Raw genomic sequence first — 19164 nt, 5'->3', positions numbered from 1 at the left:
CAGGTGAATCATGAGCATAGCGGGTCCGTCCACAAAGCCGGCGATCGATCAGTCCGAGGTCCGGTTTCTGATCGAAAAGAATGCCGACGGCATCATTGTCGTCGATGAATCCGGCGTCGTGCTGTTTGCCAATCCGGCCTCGGAAACGATCTTCGGCCGCCCGATCGGATCGTTGATCGGATCACCCATCGGGATTCCCTTTGTCGTGGACGATATGACCGAGATCTCGGTTCATCAGCCGGGCGCTCGCGTCATCGATGCGGAAATCCGCACGGTCGAGACGACTTTTGATGGCCGGCCTGCGCGCCTTGCGAGCATTCGCGACATTTCGAGCCGCAGGGCCACCGAGGAGCGTCTGCGCCATGCCGCCAAGATGGAGGCAGTGGGTCGGCTGACCGCCGGCATCGCACACGATTTCAACAATCTGCTAACGGTTGTGCTCGGAAATCTGGAAAGCGCCATGCGCGTGACTGCAGGAGCCGACAGCCGGATTGCCAATGCGCTCGAAAATGCCGCGCGGGGTGCCCGGCAGGCCGCGCAGCTGACGGCGAAGCTGCTGAGTTTTGCCCGCCAGAAGCCGCTGGAGGCCCGGCTCGTCGATCTCAAGGAGCTGATCTCGAGCTTGTCCGATCTGCTGCAACGGACGCTCGGAGAGACGATCGTCGTCAGAACGACGGTCGCAGAGGATCTTTGGCCGGTCGAAGTGGATCCGACGGAGCTGGAATCGGCGATTCTGAACTTGGCCGTGAACGCCCGAGACGCGATGCCGGAGGGCGGAAGTATCGCAATTGAAGTGGCGAATATCGATCGAAAGCTCGCCGATGAAACCCGCGAGGATGAAGGACGCCCAGGCCCTCACGTCCTCATCGCCGTGACCGATTCAGGCTGTGGAATGACTCCTGACGTGCTCAGTCGCGTGTTCGAGCCTTTCTTCACGACAAAGCCGGATGGAAGAGGAACGGGGCTGGGCCTCAGTCAGGTCTACGGCTTTGTGAGGCAGAGTGGGGGCCACATTACGCTGTCGAGCAAGCCAAATGGCGGAACAAGGATCGAGATCCTGCTTCCGAAGGCGGCGGCGCAATCCGACGCTCTGCCGCCGCCGCAAGCCTCAAAGCAAGACAGTCCGTTTGTCCTCCACTCACGAGAGGGCGAAACCATCCTTGTCGTCGAGGACAACGAGGATGTGCGGGCTTTCGCGAGCAACAGCCTCCGCGAGTTCGGATATGTGGTGATCGAAGCGAGCGACGCGCATTCGGCGCTGAAGATACTCGAGCGCGGCGCCAGGGTCGACCTTCTGTTCACGGATCTTGGCCTTCCCGGCCAGCTCACCGGGAAGGACCTCGCCGAGTGTGCTCGTGCGCATCGCCCCGGGTTGAAGGTTCTCATCACCACCGGCTATGCCGGTGACGTCCTCATTCGCGAAGGCCGCCTCGAGGCCGGCACCAGACTGCTCAGCAAGCCGTTCTCCTCGGCGGAGCTTGGTGGCAGGGTGCGCGAACTCTTGAACCACGGAAACGCCCCCACGCGGCGCGTCCTTGTCGTCGAAGACGAATTCCTCTTGAGCCTGCTGCTCACGGACATGCTCTCGGAGAGGGGCTTCGTCACCGAGGCCGCGACAAGCTTCGAGGAGGCAGTCCTGAAGGCGAGAAGCACGCACCACGAGCTGGCGGCCGCCGTGGTCGATCTCGGGCTTCCCGACCGACCCGGAGATGGACTGGTTGAGGAGCTTCGAGCCCTGCGGTCAGACCTGCCCATCGTCCTGACAACTGGCTACGCCGATGACGAGATTCGGCAACGCTTCGCGCCTGCGGCGCGACTTGAAATTCTGACCAAGCCCTTCGACGTGGATCAGCTGATCGCCGCGCTTGAGCGAATGGAGGTTCACTCGTAGATACTGAATGTGCAGCTGAACTCCATGAGCAATTCCCTGTATTTCATGCCGGCTTTATCGGATTTCGTAATTGGAACCAGGCTTCCCTCGGGCCGTTAAAGGCCCATCTTGCCGGACGCTCCTGCACTTCGGCCGGCAATATTCGCAGCGAGGAGAGTGGCGATGGCAAGTGCGGCAGATCGTGATCCCCGACACCATACACAGAAGATGCAGAAGGCTCTCCGCGATATCCGGAGCCATTTGCGCGAGGACATCGAGAAAGTCGACGAACCGCAGTTGAAGGCGATGTTCGAAACGTCCGCCGAGGTTTTGGGCGGCCTCGAGAAGGCTTTCAAAGACTACGAACAAAAGAACGAGAAGGCATGGCGCTGATCACAGCACGGTGCGGCCCCATTCACGGCAGGGCTATCGCATATGAAGGAAGCGTGGCGGATAGCTCGCCGCGGCCATCCATGAGACGCCCGCCTGCGGCGGGCCATCAGGATTAGGTCTCGTTTGGCGGCCGAAGTTCATGGCCTTGCTCGGCGCGAGCGTCGCAACAGGAGCGCCGCGTGCTGTCAGCTGGTGAGGCCCGCTTTGCGCAAACCATCGAGAAAGTGCTCGCGGTCGGCGGGATCGCGATAGCGGTCGGCTCGGGCCCGGGCCAAGTCGAGTGTCTTCGCGGGTGCGGCGTCGCCACGCGCGTTAAGTTCTCGACGCCGCTCGCTGATGAATGCCTCTGCTTCGGATCGGGCCTCGTTGAGCCGTCCGATCTGCGCATAGCACGCCGCGAGGAGAGCGTGTGACCACCTATCGAGCGATCGCGCCTCCATCAACGCATTGACCGCCTGCGTATACTCGCGGCCCGAATAGAGGGCGAGCGCGTGATACCAATGGTACAGGTTGGGCGGAAAGGGATTCAGCCGTTTGGCTGACCCGATCCATAGGAGGGCCTCGCGCCACCGTCCCCAATAGACCAGAATGTTGGCGAAGACGGCGACGACGTCGGCATCGTTTGGATTGAGTGCGAGAGCTCGACTGAAATGGATTTCGGCCTTGGCGTCTTCATTCAGCAGGAACAATAGCTGTGCGAAGACGCCATGAGACCAGGCGTCGCCGCCGTCGATGTCGAGCGCGGTCTCGATCTCGCGAAGCGCCTCGTCCAAAGTCGCGATGGTCGGCGATTCGAGAAACGCGTCGCAGACCATGGTCCAGGCGATGTTGACGTGGGCGCGGGCATATTGCGGGTCGAGCGCGACGGCGTTCCGGAAATACTCCCTGGCTTCGGCCATGCCCTTCACGGTCAGCTGACGCCACCGCTCGTTCCCCAGTAGAACCAGATCGTAGGCGGTCACGCTGGCGGTCGGCTTGCATCGGGCGATCTCGCGGCCGGCGTCCTCAAGCCGGCCCGGCAGAGCCGCGACGATCGCCCCGACGATCTCGTCCTGGAGCGCGAAGATGTCATCGAGTTCACGGTCGTAGCGCTCGGTCCAGAGATTATAGCCGCTCGTGGCGTCGAGCAGTTGAACGGTCGCCCGCACCCGGCTGCCGATCTTGCGCACGCTGCCCTCGGCGACATACCTGACGCCAAGCTCGCGGGCGACGCGCTTGATCTCGGGAGGCTTGTCCTTGTAGGCGAAGCTGGAGTGGCGGGCGACGACGAACAGCGACCTGAACCGCGATAGTTCGGCGATGATATCGCCTGTGATGCCGTCGGAAAAGTAATCCTGCCGGGGGTCGCCGCTCAGATTCGAGAACGGAAGCACTGCAAGTGACAGCCTATCGGACCCTGCAGGCGCCGATGAGGCAGGCTGGCCGGCTCCAAAGTCGATGGCGACCGGCGGCCCGACATAACGGTAGCCGCGGCGCGGCAGCGTCTCGATCCAAGCCGCGCCCCTGTCGCCGTCGGCAAATATTCGCCGCAGGGCGGCGATCTGAACCGTCAGATTGCTCTCCTCGATCGCAAGCCCCGGCCACGCCGCCTGCATCAATGCGTCCTTGGAAACCGGTGTTCCGGCCCGTTCGATCAGGAGCCGCAGCAGCACCACGGCGCGCCGACCGAGCGCGACCGGTTCGGCCTCGCGAAACAGCATCTCGGCCTCTGCATCGAGCCGGTAGGGACCAAATTCGTGGGTGGTCATCGCCTGGAGACTACATTTTTCGCGACTTTTTCGGAACTGATTTAGGACTTCCGGGAAGCGCGGGATCATGCTGCGGCGGCGCTGCCAATTTGGAGGTTTGCCCAATGCGCGACCATTGCGATGTGCTCGAGGCGGACGACCTGCTGCCTCGCCCTGATCCGGACGTGATTGCCGGCACCCCGGAGCCGGCTCGCCACCTGCTCGAGACCATCCAGGGACTTGCCCCGCTGATCGCTGCGCAGCGCAGCAAGTTCGACGATGCGCGGCGCTTGCCCGACGCGGTGTTCGCGGCACTCGCTGACGCCGGTCTATTCCGCCTGTGGCTGCCGCGTGCGCTCGGTGGACCCGAGTTGTCTCCCTTCGCGTTCATGCGCGTTGTCGAGCCCGCCTCGGCGCTCGATGGTTCAGTCGGCTGGCTGGTCGGCAACGGCGGCGGCATGAGCCGGCTCGGCGGCTATCTCGGCGAGGCCGTTGCACGCGAGTGGTTTGCCGACCCGCGCGCCTTCGTCGTCAGCGCGACTGGCGCAGTCGGCATGGCAACGGCGGTTGCAGGGGGATACCGCCTCTGGGGACGCTGGCCGTTCGGCAGCGGCGCGGATCATGCGACCCGTTTCATGGTGCTGGCTAGCATCAAGCCTGAGGACCCGGCGTCGCCACTTCTCTGCTGCTATCTCGATCGGGCAGACGTGACCATCCACGACAACTGGCATGTGTCCGGACTGCGCGGCACCGGAAGTTGCGATTTCGAAGCGCGCGATGTGTTCGTGCCGGCCGCTCACGTCCATCCGTTTTTCGCGCCGCGACCGACCCAGCCCGGACTGCTCTATCGCATGCCGCCATTATCGGTATTCGCGTGGAGCATCTGCGGCGTGCCGCTCGGCATAGCGTCCGGCGCCATGACCTCGTTCGCGGAGCTCGCCTGCCGGAAAAGCAACGTTGGCAGCCGGGTCCTGCTGCGCGATCGTGAGACAGTCCAGGCAACGCTGGGTCGGGCGAGAGCAACGCTTCGCGCCGCCCGCGCCTTCCTGAGTCATGCCATGACGGACCTGATGGCCGCTACCGCTACGGGCGGCAAGCGACTGGTGGAGGCGCGGGCGGACATTCGGATCGCCAACGCACACGCGGCAGAGACTGCGATGTCCATTACCGATGAGCTGGCCACCAGTGTGGGCGCGGCCGCCATCTTCGAGACCTGCGTCCTGGAGCGCGCCGTCCGCGACGTGCGCGCCGTCGCGACGCATATCGCGATGAGTCCGAACAACTACATCATCGCCGGCCGGCTGGCGCTTGGGCTCGATTCCGGCACCGCGAGATTTTGAACGTCACCTGATCACCAGCGGAGTTGCCCGATGTCTGTGATTTACCGGCTGGCGCGCGCCCAGGATCTGGAAGTCGCCGATGCTCTCGTCGTGTCCAGCATCAACGATCTCACGCAACGGCATGGCTTTGGGCCGATGGCCGCTTCTTCTCCTCCCCGGTTTCAGTTGTATTCCATGCAGGACGACCCCGACGGTCTGTGGGTGGCGGAGGAGGGCGAGCGGATTCTCGGCTTCGCCTGGAGCTGGGTCTGCGGTGACATGTGGTTTCTGGCCCAGCTCTTCGTGTCTCCCGATCAGCAGGGACGCAGCATCGGCCACGAACTGATCAAGCGGACCCTGGAGCACGCCGAGACATCGGCCGCCTCCAACCGGGTGCTCATTACCTTCAGCTTCAACACGGTCTCGCAAGGTCTCTATATCCGCCATGGATTGCTGCCGCGATTTCCCATCTACAGCGTCGGCGTATCGCGAGAGCATCTGATGGGTCGTCTGCACGGTGCGCGGTTTCAATTCACGCCGCTCGATGATGCGGCTTCGACGCTGCGTCGCCTGGTTCAGGCGGACGAGCGGGTGCTTGGCGTGTCCCGCGAAAAGCATCATCGCTATCTCATGAGCGACCGCGCGACGAGAGGGGTCAATCTCTACGACGGCAGCGACTGGGCGGGCTACGCTTACGTGGACGCCGGCGGACACATCGGACCGCTCGCGGTCCTGCAGGCGAATGCCGTCGCTCCCGCGTTCAGGACGGCGCTGCATTTGGCGCTTGAGAGTGGCTCGTCGCGGATATCGGCCTTCCTGCCCGGCGCAAGCGGGCCGGCTCTCAACACCGCGATCGAGCACGGAATGCGGATCAAGTGTCCGATGTTGCTGATGTCCTCGCGTGAGTTCGGAGACTGGGCCCAGTATCTGCCGCGCAACCCGGGCTTCATGTGACCGGACGGGAAGCGCAAGCGGGCCCAAGGTCAGCTCAAGGGCAGCCCAAGGGCAGTTCCCAGGAACCAAAGCCTTTGCGTTCGCATTGCCGTCGCTGAACTCGGCGGGGAATGCCAGCTGACGGCGTGCGGCCGAGCGCCTGACGGTGGAGAACGATGAGGGATAGTAGCTCGGAGATTGCCGAGATCAGGGATGCCGTTCACCTCTGCATCGACATGCAGAACATCTTTGCGCCGAGCGGGCTCTGGGCGACGCCCTGGATGGAGCGGGTGCTGCCGACGATCGCCTCAATCGTTTCCCGCCATCCGACCAGAACGATCTTCACGCGCTTCATCACGCCGCAGGATCCGGAAGACCGTCCCGGCCAATGGCAGAGCTATTTCCATCGCTGGCGCCAGGCCACTCGCAGGTATCTTCCGCCATCCGGTCTCGAACTCGTGCCGGCCCTGAGCGAGTTCGTTCCTCCGGCCGTCATTATCGATAAGCCGGCCTATTCCGCATTCAGCAATCCCGGACTCGCGAGTCTGCTGATCGAAAAGAATGTCGGTGCGGTCGTGGTCACGGGCGCAGAGACCGACGTCTGCGTGCTGTCGACGGTGTTGAGCGCCGTCGACCTCGGCTTCAGGGTCGTCATCGTCGAGGACGCGCTGTGCAGTTCGTCCGACGTCGGGCACGATGCGCTCATGACGATGTACCGCACCCGCTTTCACGGCCAGGTCGACCTCGTGACCGCGGAGGAACTGGAGGAGTTCTGGCGGGAGTAGATGGCCGATGAAGCGCGGCGCCCGATTCACATAACCTAGTGCGCGGGTCCCCCAAGGTGGTCAAAGTGTGCGGGCTGGAAAGGGGGCTGCGATGGCGATGGACCGCATCGAACAGGCTTTTATCGCCACTGCAATCACGGGCTTTCTCGTGATGATGGCGGCCATCGTTTGGATGATGATGGAGTGACCGCGCGAGGTTTCCTGTCTTGCGCGCCGCGCTGCCCTATGTCACCCCTGGCTCGCTGTCGCGCATCTGTTCTGATCGTCAACCGCGCGGATCGGCGATGAGTGCGGCCAGCTTCCGCGCCATCGCGCCGAGATCGATTGGCTTTTCCGGAAGCGGCACGTCCTCGAATTCCGGACCGACGGTGATCTTGTCATAGCCTGTGGTGAACACGAACGGGATGTTGCGCGCCTTCAGTTCGCGCGCAATCGGAAAAATCATCTCGCTGCGGATGTTCACGTCCAGCACCGCGCCATGCAGGATGCTGCCGTCGTGCAGGATTTTGACGGCATCCTCGAAATGACCGGCCGGACCCGCAATCTCCGCGCCCAGCGCGCGAAACGTGTTGCCGATGTCATCGGCGAGAAAATACTCGTCCTCAACAACGAAAATGCGACGCCCGGCGAGCGGCCCGCGCTGATGCGACGGGTTGGGCGATGTTGCCATGGTGCCTCAAGCCTCCGCTTCCAGCCCCTTGGAACATACAAGGGGGACCCGCCTTGGTAAAAAACGATGCGACCCAAATGGCTAACCGCGACATCATCGTCATCGGGGGCTCGGCGGGAGCGACCCAGCCCCTGAAGCAGATCCTCGGCCGCTTGCCGCCCGATCTGCCGGCAGCCGTCTTCATCGTCCTGCACATCCCGGCGCAAGGGATCGGCATTCTCTCGACCGTCGCCAGCAGCGTCGCCGCCCTGCCAGTCCGGCAGGCGGAAAGCGGCATGAAGATCGAGCCTAGCCGGATCTATCTGGCTGCACCTGACCACCATCTCCTGCTGGCGGAGGATCACGTGTTGCTCGGGCGCGGCCCGCGCGAGAACATGGTCCGGCCGGCGATCGACCCCTTGTTCCGCTCAGCAGCCCTCTATCACGGGCCGCGCGTGATCGGAGTGCTCTTGAGCGGCCTGTTGTCGGACGGGGCGGCTGGCCTCAATGCCATCAAGCGCTGCGGCGGGATGACCGTAGTCCAAGACCCCTCCGACGCCATTGCCGACGAGATGCCGCAACGCGCGATGGAGGCGACCACTGTTGATGTCTGTGTTCCCAGCGCCGGTATGGGCGACGTTCTCTCCGAACTCGTCAGAGAGCAGGCCGGAGCCATTCTGCCGATCCCGCCCGAGATCAGGCTTGAGGTGGAGATCGCAGCCGGCGACCGGATCGGCAGTGACAAGCTTGTCTCGATGGCCGATCCCGTCGCGCTGACCTGTCCGGCGTGCGGGGGCGTGCTGTCCGAGGTCAAGGAATCGCGCCCGATACGTTTCCGCTGTCAGGTCGGTCATGCTTTCGGTGCCGATGTCCTTGCCAAGGAGCAGGAAGGGCGGGTCGACGAAGCCCTGCGTGTTGCTTTGCGCATCATCGAGGAACGCGCGGAACTGGTGCAGCGCATGGCCGCGGATGGGCGTCGCAGTGGCCGGTCCGCCGTTGCCGAGATGTATGAGGCGAGGGCAGCCGAATATCGCGAATATGCCGACATGATCAGGCGCGTCGTGCTAAGGTCGCTGGATGCTCCGTTGCGCAAGCGGGAAGGTTGAGGGCGCTGTCATGGCCATCTCCGTTACCGAATGCTCCGAGCAACTCGATTCCGAGCGCCGCCATCTAACCAAGGCCAATGAGGACATCGAAGAGGGCTCGAAACGTATCCGTGACCAGGAGGATCGGGTTCGAGAGCTCATGGCTGGTGGCCATGACGCGGGTGAGGCCGAGCGGCTCGTCGCCCTTCTCAAACAGACGCTGACCGAGTGGGAGCGCCACCGCGTCCTGATCGAGGAGCGTGTCGCCTATCTCCAGCACGAGATTGATCCTGCGCTGCCGAGATAAGGCTGACGTTGGACGCTCAATTCCACACGATCTCAACCCCGGACGGTCGCGCTGCCGGCCCGAGCTGCGCAGCCTCTATTTTTCCGCGGGTTCAAAATGGGAAGGTCGGCATGCGGGCTGAGCCGCCCTCGGGCCACTATTGGCTCTAAGCATTTCTGCCTTCCATCTATTGGGATAACATCCATTTCTGCTATGTGCTTGGGGGGAGCGGTTCGCCCCGCCAGCCAATGAAAGCTAGCAAGGACATGCACGAAGTCGGCGACCAGCCGGTCGAAAGAGAGCGCCAGATCAGGTCCCCGCTGATCGTGGGGGTGGGTGCCTCGCCGACTGCCCTGGACAGTATCGAGCGCTTCTTTGCCAAGCTCACCGTTGAGCCTGATCAGGCTGTCGTACTGGCGCTTCAGCATCATGAGGCGTTGGACGAGCCGCGGCTGCGCGAAATCCTGCAAAATGCGAGCGCTGCCGTGGTCTCCGGCATCGGCGACGGCCAAACCATCGAGGGCGGTACGATCTATCTTTGTCCACCGGCGATGATCACCACGATCCATGGCGGCCGTTTTGCGATCCGCGAGGCCGAGCAGGCGCCCGGTGAGCGGGCCACGATCGACAGCTTCCTGGTGTCGCTGGCGGAAGAACGCGCCGAGCAATCGATCGGTGTCATACTGGCCGGCACCGGCGGCAACGGCACGCTCGGCGCAGCGACGCTGAAGGATCATGGCGGTCTTGCCATCGCCGAAAAAGTCGCGAGCGAGGAGCTGGATCATCTCGAGGACGCCAACACGCCAGCGGCCATCGCGGACTACGTGCTGCCGCCGCAAGACATTCCGGAGCACATCCGGGTTTATGCCCGCCATCTGCGACGGTTGGACGAGAAGCAGGGGTTTGATGAGGTGCTGGCCGCGGCCGCGGCCTCGCTATCACGCATCGCCGACATTCTGCGCAACAAGACCGGAAACGATTTCCACGGCTACAAGCAGAACACCTTCTTGCGCCGCGTGCAGCGGCGCATGCAGGTGGTCCAGATCGACGAAATCGCCGCCTATGTCGATTTCCTGCGCAACGATAAGGACGAAGTCCAGCACCTCTTCAACGACCTTCTGATCGGCGTCACCGAATTCTTCCGGGACAAGCGCGAATTTGAGGTCCTGGAGACCCAAATCGTCCCGAAGATATTCGAAGGCAAGGGCGCGGGGCAGCAGGTGCGCGTCTGGGTGCTCGGTTGCGCAACTGGCGAAGAAGCTTATTCCATCGCCATCCTTCTCCGCGAGCAGATGGCGCGGATGGATTCCCCGCCGCAGGTGCAGATCTTCGCGACCGACATCGATGGCCGGGCGCTCGCAACGGCGCGCGTCGGCCGCTATCGCACCAATATCGAGGCCGATATGAGCAGCGAGCGCCTGGCGCGCTGGTTCGTCCGGGAGGGCGACACCTATTGCGTGGTGAAGGAACTGCGCGAGATGTGCATCTTCTCCCAGCACAACGTCATCAAGGATGCGCCGTTCTCCAAGCTCGACCTGGTCTCCTGCCGCAACCTGCTCATCTATCTCAATGCCGAGTTGCAGAGCCGGGTGATCCCGCTGTTCCACTTCGCGCTGCTCCCCGATCGCTTCCTGTTTCTTGGCAATTCCGAGAACGTGACGCGGCATCCAAAATTGTTCGCGCCGGTGGACCGCCGCGCCCGCATCTTCAAGCGGCTCGAGACAGGAACGCGGCTGCCGCCGGAGTTTCCGATCACGACCGTGGCGGGAAGGGTCCCCGTCGAGCTGCCGCCGGTGCGTTCGTTCGGCCCCGACGTCGGCCTCGAGCGCCGCGCACAGCGCATCGCGGAGCGCTATGCGCCCGCTTACGTTATCACTGACGACAATTTTCAGGTCCTGCACTTCTCCGGGCGCACCGGCCGCTACATCGAGCCGACGGCGGGCGCCGCCACGCTCGACCTGCTCCAGCTCGTACACCGCGATCTGCGCCTGGAAGTACGCACAGCGCTGGGCCGCGCGGCAGAGACTAACGAGCCGGCCCATGCCGAGCAGGTGCAACTCGGGGTGCATGGCCATCGTATCCTCGTTGACGTCACGGTCGAGCCCATCCAGGACGGCGCCGGTGGCCATCGCAGCTTCGTCGTGCTGTTCAAGGATGGTCCACTCCGCACGATCGAGGCCGGCCAGGCCAATCCAAATGCGCTGGTCAGGACCGAGCATGTCGAGCGGCTCGAAAACGAGCTGCGTGCCACGCGCGAGCGCCTCCAGGCCACCATCGAGGAGCTCGAAAGTACGAACGAGGAGCTGAAGTCCTCCAACGAGGAGTACCAGTCGCTCAACGAAGAGCTGCAATCGGCCAATGAGGAGCTCGAAACCTCGCGTGAGGAATTGCAGTCGGTCAACGAGGAGCTGACCACCGTCAACGGCGAGCTGGCTCATCGCGTTCAGGAATTGACCCGCGCCACCAGCGACCTCAAGAATTTCCTCGAAAGCACGCAGATCGCAACCGTATTTCTCGACAATGATTTGCGGGTGATGACCTTCACGCCCGCGATTACGCAGGTTTTGCATCTGGTCGAAACCGACACAGGTCGTCCCATCAGTCATATTAAGGCGCGCGTCCCGATCGAGGAGCTCTATGACGACGTCCGCCGCGTGCTGCGCACGCTGGCCAGCGCGGAGCGCGAGCTGAGCGCGCCCGACAACGGTACGCGCTACATTGCGCGCGTCCTGCCCTACCGCAGCATCGACAATTTCATCGCCGGTGTCGTCATCACCTTCATCGACGTCACCGCCATCACCCGCGCCGAGGAGCGGCAACGCCTGCTGCTGGCCGAGCTCCAGCACCGCGTCCGCAACACGCTGGGCGTCGTGCGCTCGATCGCTCGTCGCACGGCCGACACAAGCCAGAGCGTCGAGGAGTTTGCTTCCCATCTCGATGGCCGGCTGAGCGCATTCGCCCGCACCCAGGCAATGGTGACCCGCGATCCCGAAAGCGGTGTCGATCTCGAATACCTCGCCGTCGAGGAGCTGCTGGCCTATAATGCCCGGGAAGGCGAGCAGGTGCGTTTGACCGGTCCGAAGGTGCGTTTGCAGTCCAAAGCCGCGGAAACCTTTGCGCTGGCTCTTCACGAACTCGCGACCAACGCGCTGAAATACGGCGCCCTGAGCCAGCCGACCGGGCGCATCGAGATCTCATGGCGAATCGAGGAGAGCACCGAGCCGGCAGTGATGATGTTCCAATGGCGGGAACGGGGCGGGCCGGTGGTCGCACCGCCGCCGCGCAAAGGTTTCGGCACCGAGCTCCTGGAGCGCACACTTGCGTTTGACTTCAAGGGGCAGACCACGATGGCATTCGATCCTGCCGGCCTGCAATGCACGATCACGGTCCCCCTGAGCAGACGCACTTTCCATACGCCGGCGGTGGCTGACTGATGCCGCTTTCAACATCCGACCGCAGCCTCGCTGAACCGGTCATTCGCCGATTGAACGTGCTCAGGCCGATGTCGGCTGAGGCGCGGCAATCACTCGAATACGCGTTGCTTGAGGCATTGCAGCGCACCAGATCGGGCGAGGACCTGATCTCCGAGGGCGATGCCGTCGATAGCGTCCGTCTCGTGCTGTCGGGCTGGCTCTGCCGCTACAAAACCCTTGAGGATGGCCGGCGCCAGATCGTCAACTTCATTTTTCCGGGCGAGAGCTGCGACGCGCACGCATTCCTGATGCCGGCCATCGACCATTCCATCGCGACGATGACGCCCGTCGTATACGCCGAGATCAAGCGTGCACACTTCGAGAGCCTGGTGGCCAACCACCGCTCGCTCGCCGAAGCGTTCCTGTGCGAGACCCTCGTCAACGCCGCGATTCAGCGCGAATGGGCCATCAATCTCGGCCGTCGCGTCGCCCTGGAGCGCGTCGCGCATCTGTTCTGCGAGATCATCGAGCGGCTTCGTCCCGTCGGCATGGTCGACGGCAATTCTTGTGTCATGCCGATCACGCAGACGGACCTTGCGGACGCCACCGGGCTCTCGGTGGTCCATCTCAATCGCACGCTCCAGGAGCTGCGCGCCTCCGGCCTCATCGTGCTGCGCGAGCGCACGCTGACCATCAACGATCTCGGCGCGCTCAAGAACGCTGCCCTGTTCTCGCCGAGCTATCTGCAGCTCTATCGGCGCGGCTGAAATTTCGGATGAGGCCGGCGAGCCGCTGAGCCAGTTCCAGAGTCGTTTCTCTGCCGAGGGCCAGCTTGGGCCGTGTGCTACCGTTGGATTCGCTGCGATCTATCTCACTATGAAGTGGAAGCAATCTGGAGTATTGTGCCTGCATCACCGGCCAAGGCTTTGCCCGTAGGCGCCGGTGGCTGAGAGATCGCGTGCTCCCGCCTGCATTGATCGGGAGCATGCTATGGACGACGATCCTTTCGCCTTTGAAACCCAAGACCTGCTAGAGCGCGCTGATCGCGTAATTGAGGAGAGTGTCCGCCTGCGGGCTCTCAACGCTGAGATCAGGAAGCAGCTACATCTCGCCCGTGATCAATTGGAATGGCAGCTCGCCGGGGCGGTCCTCAAGAAGTAGGGGCGCCGTCCTGTCTGCGACTGGTGAGCGCGCGGGCTTTCGCAAACTTCCACGAACCAAGCGTCGATCGTCCCGCTTCCGAGCGGCTCATTTCGACAGGCACGGCAACGCCGTTAAGATCTTAATCCAAGTTAGTGCCTGCATGAATTTTGAGCCGGCGGCGCATTTTGAGTAACTTGCGTAAAAGGCACTTTCACGCTGGCGTCCTATCATGGACCGATGCGCGATCCCCTCCTTTGCCGCGCAGCCGGCACGATAGACATCAGCCGCGCTCTGCGGGAGCAGCATCGACTGCTTGCGGCCGAGCACCGCCAGGCCGCGGGTGAACTGCGCCTTGCGCTCATGGAGAGCGCCATGGTCCTCACCGAGGTGAAGGCTCATCGTGACAATCGGGAAGACGAGTTCACATCGAGTGCCGGTTAGGCGATCTGCTGCCAGGTTTTTTGCGGAACCCGGCAACCGCTCCGCTTCTGGAGCGTTGATGGTTCGCCCACGCCGTTTGGGTGTGGCTAGCGCCTGACCATGGGGAACGCAACGGCGCGCTCTGCCCGATCATCAGGGAGAACGCCTCATGTTGATGCGGCATCGATCGAAGCAGACGGATCCGCTGGAGATACGCCTCGCCGCTGAAGCGCAGCGGCTGCGCGAAGAAGCCAAGGCGCTGCCGCCGGGAGCGGCACGGGACGAGATGTTGCGCAAGGCGAGGCAAGCGGAGACCGGCTCTCAGATGAGCGAATGGCTTCGATCACCAGGCTTGCAGCCGCCCGACTAGAACCACGCAGAGGCATGCGCAGACTGGCGCGCAAGGCCGCGGCGCAAATAATGCGACGCGGGTCCGGGCTGCACGCACCGGGAACAGGTTAGATGTCGGCGCGTACCGATGCGCTGGTGTCGTGGGCAGAAACCGGAAAAATGAGCACCACGTCCATCGTCCCCGTTGCGTCCGGTTGTCACCCGGCGGTGCCTTCCGTCAACGCCGCTTCGCGGCTTTGGTTCGCCTGTTATACGGCGAGCGATTGGTGGGCCTCAACGAAATCCCTTCACGCTGCGCCTTGCTGCGGATGGCTGCGGCCGGACGCTGAAGCTTAATGCTCATGACGCCGGTTGGCGTGTTGCCTTTCGCGAGCTGCTTCAGCTTGCTCACGTCCGCAGGCGTCCACGGCTCGCGCGCGCGGCGCTTGTAGGCGGGATGCGCCTTGCGTGGTCCTTTGCGGCCGATCGGTGAGCCCGGCCGTTTCCATGCTGCTTTCGCCATGATGATCCTCCTTCAAGTCCCCCATGAACATGCGAATCAGAATTTCGGTTCCGGCGCAGTCGAATTGCGCTGCGACGCAAACCTGCTGCGTAGCCGCGAGCAAAATCACGCATTGTTAACTTATTGAAATGCCGGAACCCGCTGATGCGGCGGAAGCTACAAACATCGCCGGGCTGGGCCGCCCCAGCCGGTACGAAACCTGGGCCCCGGTGCCCGACCTCCCGCCGGGGCCAATTTCCTTCCATCCAAATGATTTGTGAAACGACAATGACCGCCAAACGCAACCGCAGGAAACAGACCCAATCGCTCCAGGAGCGGCTGGCTGCATTCGCCGAAAACGCCCGCGCACGTGCGCGCAGCCTGCCGCCCGGTAGGGAGCGCGAGATGCTGCTGCAACGGGCCAAGCAGAACGAGGTGACCTCGAACCTGACGGACTGGCTGAGCGCGCCCGCCCATCCCAGGCGAGATCGATGACGATGCCGGGCATGAAGCACTATCGCGCTTTCCAGATCGATCGCGACGGTCATGTGTTCGGATGCATCAATCTCGTCTGCGGCGATGACGAGCAGGCCAAACGCGAGGCCGCCGCGCTCGTGCTGGTCCATCGCATCGAGCTATGGCGGCTGGACCGGCGGATCGCGCATTTCGATCTGGCTCAGGAAGCCGTTCGCCAACAGGCATTCGGGAACTAGCCGCTGCGCCCCGGGTTGGTCGAACGCGCCCGACTTTGCCAGGAGCCAGCATGACGGAAGCCGACATTCGCAAGGGGATGCCGCCCGTCAGGCTGTCGCGCGAAGAATTCGAGAGCCGTTACAGGAGCCAGTTCGTCGATCCTGCCTTTGCCCCCCTGCAACGCGAGCTTGATGCCATCGTCGGCGCCGCCTGGGACGCTTACAGCCATTCGCGCAAGGCGCCGCTGACGCGCAAGGCGGGAGCAGGCTTCGCCGATCCCGATTACGACATTGCCGTCGATTGGCTGGAGGCGCGTGCCGCCGTGCTTGCGGCGCAGCGACGGCATGACGATGCCAGTGAGACGCTGCGGATCCTGATCATCAACGGCTCGGCCCGCAGCGAGCACACCTGTCCCGGCGAGATGTCCAAGACCTGGCGCCTGGTCAAGTTGGCCGAGCCGGTCTTCACCGAGATGGGATTTGCCGTCGACATCCTCGATCTCTCGCGCCTCGCTTCGGAATTCGGCAAGAATATCCATCCCTGCAAATCCTGCGTCGCAACCGCGATGCCGCTCTGCCACTGGCCATGCAGCTGCTATCCGAACTATTCGCTGGGGCAGGTGGGCGACTGGATGAACGAGATCTATCCGCTCTGGGTCGCCGCCCACGGCATCCTGATCGTGGCGCCGGTGAACTGGTATCACGTGCCCGCCGGACTGAAAGCGATGATGGACCGGATGGTCTGCGCCGACGGCGGCAATCCCGATCCGAGCTCGACCCATGGCAAGAGGGCCGCTGAAGCCAAGGCGATCGAGCTGAAGGGCTGGCCTTATCCGCGTCATCTCGCCGGCCGTCATTACGGCGTCGTCGTTCACGGCGATGCGGTCGGCGCCGAGGGGGTGCGCCGCGCCTTGTCCGACTGGCTTACCGACATGCAGCTGATCTCGGCGGGCCGTTACGCCGAGCTCGACGGTTATGTCGGCTATATGGAGCCATACGCCAATTCGCATCGCGAGCTCGACGAAGACGACGAATTCCAGCAGCAGGTGCGGAATGCGGCGCGCGCGCTCGGCAACGCGGTCCGGCTGGCGCGGAGCGGGCGGCTCCAGGACCCCGGTGCTGGTGTTCAGGACCCAAACCCCAAATGACCAGCGCGCCACTCGATTGCTTGATCGTCGGCGGCGGCCCGGCCGGACTAATGGCCGCAATCTATCTGGCGCGATTTCGCCGCAGCGTCTGTGTCGTGGACGCCGGCGCGAGCCGGGCGGCGCTGATCCCGCGCAGTCACAACGTCCCCGGCTTCGTCCACGGTCTGTCCGGCACCGAATTGATCGCGCGCATGTCGGCGCAACTGGACGAGCTCGTCGTGGCGCGGGTCGACGCAGAGGTCACCACATTGCAGCGGCACGCGCATGGCTTTGAAGCGAGCTGGAACGGTCGCGCACATCAGGCCGTCACCGTCGTTCTCGCCTGCGGCATCGTCGACACCCATCCGCCGTTCGTGGAATGGCGCGCGGCGGTCGCGGACGGGCTGTTGCGCTATTGTCCCGTCTGCGACGCCTTCGAGGCCGCCGGCCGCCGCACCGGCGTCGTCGGCCCTCTTCACCGCGCTGCCGGCAAGGCGTTGTTCCTGCGCGGCTACTCGCGCGACGTGACGCTGCTCGCAACCGGTCCGGACGACGGGAAGGCAGCAACGTCAGAGCTGTCTGAAGCGGGTGTGAGGCTCGTGTTCGCGCCCGACCTGCACTTGCGGCGACGCGACAACGGCGTCGAAGCCGCCTTCGCGGACGGCCGGACGGCGCAATTCGACATAGTCTATCCCGCGATGGGCGCGGAGGTCCGCTCGCAGCTCGCGATGGTGCTGGGCGCCGAACATACCGCCGAAGGCTATTTGAAGGTCGACGACCATCAGCGCACGTCGATCGATGGGCTCTACGGCATCGGCGATATCGTCACCGACCTGCACCAGATCTCGGTCGCCTTCGGCCACGCCGCAATTGCCGCCTGCACGATCCATAACAGCCTGCCGCGGCTCTTGGCATGACGCGGCCGGGCCTGGCAGAGCCACACAATCGAGCGGAACCTGGAACGAAGCGCGTTGCCCCGCTTTGGTCGAGCGGAGTGAGGCGCGCGATGGGAGAGAACGGATGGCCCAATCCGAAGACATGACCCGCTGCATCGGGCTCTGCATGAGCTGCTATCAGACATGCCTCGGCACGGCGATGAATCACTGCCTCGAGACCGGCGGCAAGCACGTGGAGCCAAAGCACTTCCGCCTGATGATGGCCTGCGCCGAGATCTGCCGGACGGCGGCGCATTTCATGCTGATCAACACGCCCCATCACAGGCACACCTGCAGCGAATGCGCTGAAATTTGCGCCGAATGCGCCGAGGATTGCGAGCGGATCGGCGGCATGGACGAATGCGTCGCGATGTGCCGCTCCTGCGCCCAATCCTGCCGCGCGATGGCGGCCTGAAGGACGACGCCCCATGCTGGAAGAGAAACTCAAGGAAGCCATCATCGGCGAGCTGCAAAGACAGGCCGCCGAGCGGCCGCAAGCGCTTAGGGTTCAAGGCGCGGATGATGCCGAACGCTCGGAGGAGCTGAACGTCAACGGCAAGGTCGACCTTGGCGCGCTGGTCATGGTGATCGCGGGATCGGTTGCCGGCGGCCCTTAGCTCGATCGTCGACCGCCCCTTAGCCGTATTCCTCTCCGATGCCGTATTCCCGGTAGATCTCCAGCGGATCGAGGTCGGGGAACAGGCGGCATTTGGCCTGGGCCAGGTGCAGGCTTACCGCGGCCGGCTCCTTGCCATTCGAGAGCATCTTGCGGATGTCGTCCATATGTGCGTTCGGCCGGTGCTTGGGCTCGAGTTGCTCCAGTGCGACCAGCGCGGTCGCGAGGGCCTCGGTCAGAACCCAGTCGTCGTGGCCCGTGATTCCCTTCTTCGACATCGGCAGACCCCACATCTGGTGGCGGTCGATAGTCTATCGCGACTTCCGCCAAATCGCCATTGAACCGTTGCGGGCTACCGGCGTGCAATGGACCGACGGCATGCTCCGTCTTGCATTATGGCCGCGTGTGGCTAAATGGCGGCGAACTGCGAGGCGATAGTATCTTTGTTGAAACAAATTTGGCGTAGACGGACCTGCACGGTCTCCAGGCCGGCTGCTCCGTCCGGCCCCCTGATTCCGTATGCGCAACGATCCGGTTGCGCATCCCTCAAGGCTCGAGCCAGCATGGTCTTTCTTAGCTTCGTCTACCGCTTCATCACCAATTTCGCTTTCCTGGCGGTGGTCTATTTCAGCCTGAACTTCATGGAGAAGTATCCGAACCGGGCGATCCTGGCGATCCTGGTGCTGGTCTATGCCGCCATGCGCGCCGCCTCGACGCTGCGCGCGTTCTACTTCTTCCAGAAGATCGAGAAGCTGGAAGCCGAGACGCGGCGCCTTCAGGCTCCCATCAATGATGGCTCGGGCGGAAGCTCGGCACGCAAGCAGGTCGTCGCCGACGTTGCGCGGCTGCGGCGCGACGGCGAGCTCAAGTCCTATATGGACCTGTTCTTCCTGGCGCTGATCGTGCTGCTCTGCGTCGCCGCGATCATGCGGCAGTAGG

The 19164-nt window shown here is 63.5% G+C and carries 23 protein-coding genes; 18 read left to right on the top strand and 5 right to left on the bottom strand.

Features of this window, described 5'->3' with window-relative positions; genetic code table 11:
- The first annotated feature begins 10 nt into the window (after positions 1-10).
- The gene (locus IVA91_RS19005) at positions 11-1891 is read left to right on the top strand and encodes a response regulator (RefSeq protein WP_247459057.1); all 1881 of its coding nucleotides are present in this window, start codon (positions 11-13) and stop codon (positions 1889-1891) included.
- Positions 1892-2053: 162 nt separating this feature from the next.
- Complete coding sequence (locus IVA91_RS19000; protein ID WP_247275783.1) at positions 2054-2263, top strand: hypothetical protein; 210 nt, start codon at positions 2054-2056, stop codon at positions 2261-2263.
- A 185-nt stretch (positions 2264-2448) separates the two neighbouring features.
- Here IVA91_RS19000 and IVA91_RS18995 read toward each other — a convergent pair whose 3' ends face one another.
- Positions 2449-4011, bottom strand: a complete 1563-nt coding sequence (locus IVA91_RS18995) for a winged helix-turn-helix domain-containing protein (RefSeq protein WP_247459056.1) — start codon at positions 4009-4011, stop codon at positions 2449-2451.
- Positions 4012-4115: 104 nt separating this feature from the next.
- Between IVA91_RS18995 and IVA91_RS18990 the strand changes: the two genes are divergently transcribed.
- The 3 genes from IVA91_RS18990 to IVA91_RS18980 all read left to right on the top strand — a co-directional run bounded on the left by IVA91_RS18990 (position 4116) and on the right by IVA91_RS18980 (position 7027).
- Complete coding sequence (locus tag IVA91_RS18990) at positions 4116-5330, top strand: acyl-CoA dehydrogenase family protein (RefSeq protein ID WP_247450858.1); 1215 nt, start codon at positions 4116-4118, stop codon at positions 5328-5330.
- A gap of 30 nt (positions 5331-5360) precedes the next feature.
- Positions 5361-6263, top strand: a complete 903-nt coding sequence (locus IVA91_RS18985) for a GNAT family N-acetyltransferase (protein ID WP_247275725.1) — start codon at positions 5361-5363, stop codon at positions 6261-6263.
- Positions 6264-6418: 155 nt separating this feature from the next.
- Complete coding sequence (locus tag IVA91_RS18980) at positions 6419-7027, top strand: isochorismatase family cysteine hydrolase (protein ID WP_247275726.1); 609 nt, start codon at positions 6419-6421, stop codon at positions 7025-7027.
- 265 nt (positions 7028-7292) lie between these two features.
- Here IVA91_RS18980 and IVA91_RS18975 read toward each other — a convergent pair whose 3' ends face one another.
- Positions 7293-7697 carry a response regulator gene (locus IVA91_RS18975; RefSeq protein ID WP_247275727.1) on the bottom strand — a complete coding sequence of 135 codons (405 nt, stop codon included), beginning with the start codon at positions 7695-7697 and terminating at the stop codon, positions 7293-7295.
- Positions 7698-7774: 77 nt separating this feature from the next.
- Between IVA91_RS18975 and IVA91_RS18970 the strand changes: the two genes are divergently transcribed.
- The 5 genes from IVA91_RS18970 (at position 7775) to IVA91_RS18950 (ending at position 13621) form a co-directional block, all read left to right on the top strand.
- Positions 7775-8782 (top strand): chemotaxis protein CheB, encoded by a 1008-nt coding sequence (locus tag IVA91_RS18970; RefSeq protein WP_247420569.1) that lies wholly within the window; start codon positions 7775-7777, stop codon positions 8780-8782.
- Between the two features lie 10 nt (positions 8783-8792).
- Positions 8793-9068 carry a hypothetical protein gene (locus IVA91_RS18965; RefSeq protein ID WP_247275729.1) on the top strand — a complete coding sequence of 92 codons (276 nt, stop codon included), beginning with the start codon at positions 8793-8795 and terminating at the stop codon, positions 9066-9068.
- A 245-nt stretch (positions 9069-9313) separates the two neighbouring features.
- The gene (locus IVA91_RS18960; RefSeq protein WP_247275784.1) at positions 9314-12481 is read left to right on the top strand and encodes a CheR family methyltransferase; all 3168 of its coding nucleotides are present in this window, start codon (positions 9314-9316) and stop codon (positions 12479-12481) included.
- A complete protein-coding gene (locus IVA91_RS18955; RefSeq protein WP_247275730.1) occupies positions 12481-13227 on the top strand; it encodes a Crp/Fnr family transcriptional regulator in 747 nt (248 codons plus the stop codon). Before IVA91_RS18960 ends, IVA91_RS18955 begins: the two co-directional genes overlap by 1 nt.
- Positions 13228-13450: 223 nt before the next feature.
- Positions 13451-13621, top strand: a complete 171-nt coding sequence (locus IVA91_RS18950; RefSeq protein ID WP_247275731.1) for a hypothetical protein — start codon at positions 13451-13453, stop codon at positions 13619-13621.
- An 87-nt stretch (positions 13622-13708) separates the two neighbouring features.
- Here IVA91_RS18950 and IVA91_RS18945 read toward each other — a convergent pair whose 3' ends face one another.
- Positions 13709-14002 (bottom strand): hypothetical protein, encoded by a 294-nt coding sequence (locus IVA91_RS18945; RefSeq protein ID WP_247275732.1) that lies wholly within the window; start codon positions 14000-14002, stop codon positions 13709-13711.
- A gap of 190 nt (positions 14003-14192) precedes the next feature.
- Here IVA91_RS18945 and IVA91_RS18940 point away from each other — a divergent pair, with 190 nt between their 5' ends.
- Positions 14193-14393: a hypothetical protein gene (locus tag IVA91_RS18940; protein WP_247275733.1), complete on the top strand. Its 201-nt coding sequence runs from the start codon at positions 14193-14195 to the stop codon at positions 14391-14393.
- A gap of 198 nt (positions 14394-14591) precedes the next feature.
- Here IVA91_RS18940 and IVA91_RS18935 read toward each other — a convergent pair whose 3' ends face one another.
- A complete protein-coding gene (locus tag IVA91_RS18935; protein WP_247275734.1) occupies positions 14592-14876 on the bottom strand; it encodes a hypothetical protein in 285 nt (94 codons plus the stop codon).
- A 267-nt stretch (positions 14877-15143) separates the two neighbouring features.
- On the opposite strand from IVA91_RS18935, the gene IVA91_RS18930 reads away from it, so the two are divergent.
- The 6 genes from IVA91_RS18930 to IVA91_RS18905 all read left to right on the top strand — a co-directional run bounded on the left by IVA91_RS18930 (position 15144) and on the right by IVA91_RS18905 (position 18226).
- A complete protein-coding gene (locus tag IVA91_RS18930; RefSeq protein WP_247275735.1) occupies positions 15144-15350 on the top strand; it encodes a hypothetical protein in 207 nt (68 codons plus the stop codon).
- Positions 15347-15568: a hypothetical protein gene (locus IVA91_RS18925; protein ID WP_247275736.1), complete on the top strand. Its 222-nt coding sequence runs from the start codon at positions 15347-15349 to the stop codon at positions 15566-15568. The genes IVA91_RS18930 and IVA91_RS18925 overlap by 4 nt, the downstream gene beginning before the upstream one ends.
- Before the next feature lie 50 nt (positions 15569-15618).
- The gene (locus IVA91_RS18920) at positions 15619-16695 is read left to right on the top strand and encodes a flavodoxin family protein (protein WP_247420577.1); all 1077 of its coding nucleotides are present in this window, start codon (positions 15619-15621) and stop codon (positions 16693-16695) included.
- Positions 16692-17591, top strand: a complete 900-nt coding sequence (locus IVA91_RS18915) for an NAD(P)/FAD-dependent oxidoreductase (RefSeq protein ID WP_247275738.1) — start codon at positions 16692-16694, stop codon at positions 17589-17591. Before IVA91_RS18920 ends, IVA91_RS18915 begins: the two co-directional genes overlap by 4 nt.
- A gap of 103 nt (positions 17592-17694) precedes the next feature.
- Positions 17695-18024 (top strand): four-helix bundle copper-binding protein, encoded by a 330-nt coding sequence (locus IVA91_RS18910; protein WP_247275739.1) that lies wholly within the window; start codon positions 17695-17697, stop codon positions 18022-18024.
- Between the two features lie 13 nt (positions 18025-18037).
- The gene (locus tag IVA91_RS18905) at positions 18038-18226 is read left to right on the top strand and encodes a hypothetical protein (RefSeq protein ID WP_247275740.1); all 189 of its coding nucleotides are present in this window, start codon (positions 18038-18040) and stop codon (positions 18224-18226) included.
- A gap of 19 nt (positions 18227-18245) precedes the next feature.
- Here IVA91_RS18905 and IVA91_RS18900 read toward each other — a convergent pair whose 3' ends face one another.
- Complete coding sequence (locus IVA91_RS18900; protein ID WP_164940018.1) at positions 18246-18503, bottom strand: hypothetical protein; 258 nt, start codon at positions 18501-18503, stop codon at positions 18246-18248.
- 285 nt (positions 18504-18788) lie between these two features.
- Here IVA91_RS18900 and IVA91_RS18895 point away from each other — a divergent pair, with 285 nt between their 5' ends.
- Positions 18789-19163, top strand: coding sequence for a hypothetical protein (locus IVA91_RS18895; protein ID WP_247275741.1), 375 nt, complete (start codon positions 18789-18791; stop codon positions 19161-19163).
- The last annotated feature ends 1 nt before the right edge of the window (position 19164 follow it).

The sequence above is a fragment of the Bradyrhizobium sp. 153 genome (assembly GCF_023073835.1).
In the GTDB taxonomy this organism is placed as follows: domain Bacteria; phylum Pseudomonadota; class Alphaproteobacteria; order Rhizobiales; family Xanthobacteraceae; genus Bradyrhizobium.
The sequence above is the reverse complement of the archived record's forward strand: the minus strand, read 5'-3'. Positions and strand labels throughout refer to the sequence as shown.

Bases quoted from the DNA above. Each gene is read 5' to 3' on its own strand.
- IVA91_RS19005 (WP_247459057.1), top strand. From the start codon at position 11: ATGAGCATAGCGGGTCCGTCCACAAAGCCGGCGATCGATCAGTCCGAG.
- IVA91_RS19000 (WP_247275783.1), top strand. From the start codon at position 2,054: ATGGCAAGTGCGGCAGATCGTGATCCCCGACACCATACACAGAAGATG.
- IVA91_RS18995 (WP_247459056.1), bottom strand. From the start codon at position 4,011: ATGACCACCCACGAATTTGGTCCCTACCGGCTCGATGCAGAGGCCGAG.
- IVA91_RS18990 (WP_247450858.1), top strand. From the start codon at position 4,116: ATGCGCGACCATTGCGATGTGCTCGAGGCGGACGACCTGCTGCCTCGC.
- IVA91_RS18985 (WP_247275725.1), top strand. From the start codon at position 5,361: ATGTCTGTGATTTACCGGCTGGCGCGCGCCCAGGATCTGGAAGTCGCC.
- IVA91_RS18980 (WP_247275726.1), top strand. From the start codon at position 6,419: ATGAGGGATAGTAGCTCGGAGATTGCCGAGATCAGGGATGCCGTTCAC.
- IVA91_RS18975 (WP_247275727.1), bottom strand. From the start codon at position 7,697: ATGGCAACATCGCCCAACCCGTCGCATCAGCGCGGGCCGCTCGCCGGG.
- IVA91_RS18970 (WP_247420569.1), top strand. From the start codon at position 7,775: ATGGCTAACCGCGACATCATCGTCATCGGGGGCTCGGCGGGAGCGACC.
- IVA91_RS18965 (WP_247275729.1), top strand. From the start codon at position 8,793: ATGGCCATCTCCGTTACCGAATGCTCCGAGCAACTCGATTCCGAGCGC.
- IVA91_RS18960 (WP_247275784.1), top strand. From the start codon at position 9,314: ATGCACGAAGTCGGCGACCAGCCGGTCGAAAGAGAGCGCCAGATCAGG.
- IVA91_RS18955 (WP_247275730.1), top strand. From the start codon at position 12,481: ATGCCGCTTTCAACATCCGACCGCAGCCTCGCTGAACCGGTCATTCGC.
- IVA91_RS18950 (WP_247275731.1), top strand. From the start codon at position 13,451: ATGGACGACGATCCTTTCGCCTTTGAAACCCAAGACCTGCTAGAGCGC.
- IVA91_RS18945 (WP_247275732.1), bottom strand. From the start codon at position 14,002: ATGAGCCTTCACCTCGGTGAGGACCATGGCGCTCTCCATGAGCGCAAG.
- IVA91_RS18940 (WP_247275733.1), top strand. From the start codon at position 14,193: ATGTTGATGCGGCATCGATCGAAGCAGACGGATCCGCTGGAGATACGC.
- IVA91_RS18935 (WP_247275734.1), bottom strand. From the start codon at position 14,876: ATGGCGAAAGCAGCATGGAAACGGCCGGGCTCACCGATCGGCCGCAAA.
- IVA91_RS18930 (WP_247275735.1), top strand. From the start codon at position 15,144: ATGACCGCCAAACGCAACCGCAGGAAACAGACCCAATCGCTCCAGGAG.
- IVA91_RS18925 (WP_247275736.1), top strand. From the start codon at position 15,347: ATGACGATGCCGGGCATGAAGCACTATCGCGCTTTCCAGATCGATCGC.
- IVA91_RS18920 (WP_247420577.1), top strand. From the start codon at position 15,619: ATGACGGAAGCCGACATTCGCAAGGGGATGCCGCCCGTCAGGCTGTCG.
- IVA91_RS18915 (WP_247275738.1), top strand. From the start codon at position 16,692: ATGACCAGCGCGCCACTCGATTGCTTGATCGTCGGCGGCGGCCCGGCC.
- IVA91_RS18910 (WP_247275739.1), top strand. From the start codon at position 17,695: ATGGCCCAATCCGAAGACATGACCCGCTGCATCGGGCTCTGCATGAGC.
- IVA91_RS18905 (WP_247275740.1), top strand. From the start codon at position 18,038: ATGCTGGAAGAGAAACTCAAGGAAGCCATCATCGGCGAGCTGCAAAGA.
- IVA91_RS18900 (WP_164940018.1), bottom strand. From the start codon at position 18,503: ATGTCGAAGAAGGGAATCACGGGCCACGACGACTGGGTTCTGACCGAG.
- IVA91_RS18895 (WP_247275741.1), top strand. From the start codon at position 18,789: ATGGTCTTTCTTAGCTTCGTCTACCGCTTCATCACCAATTTCGCTTTC.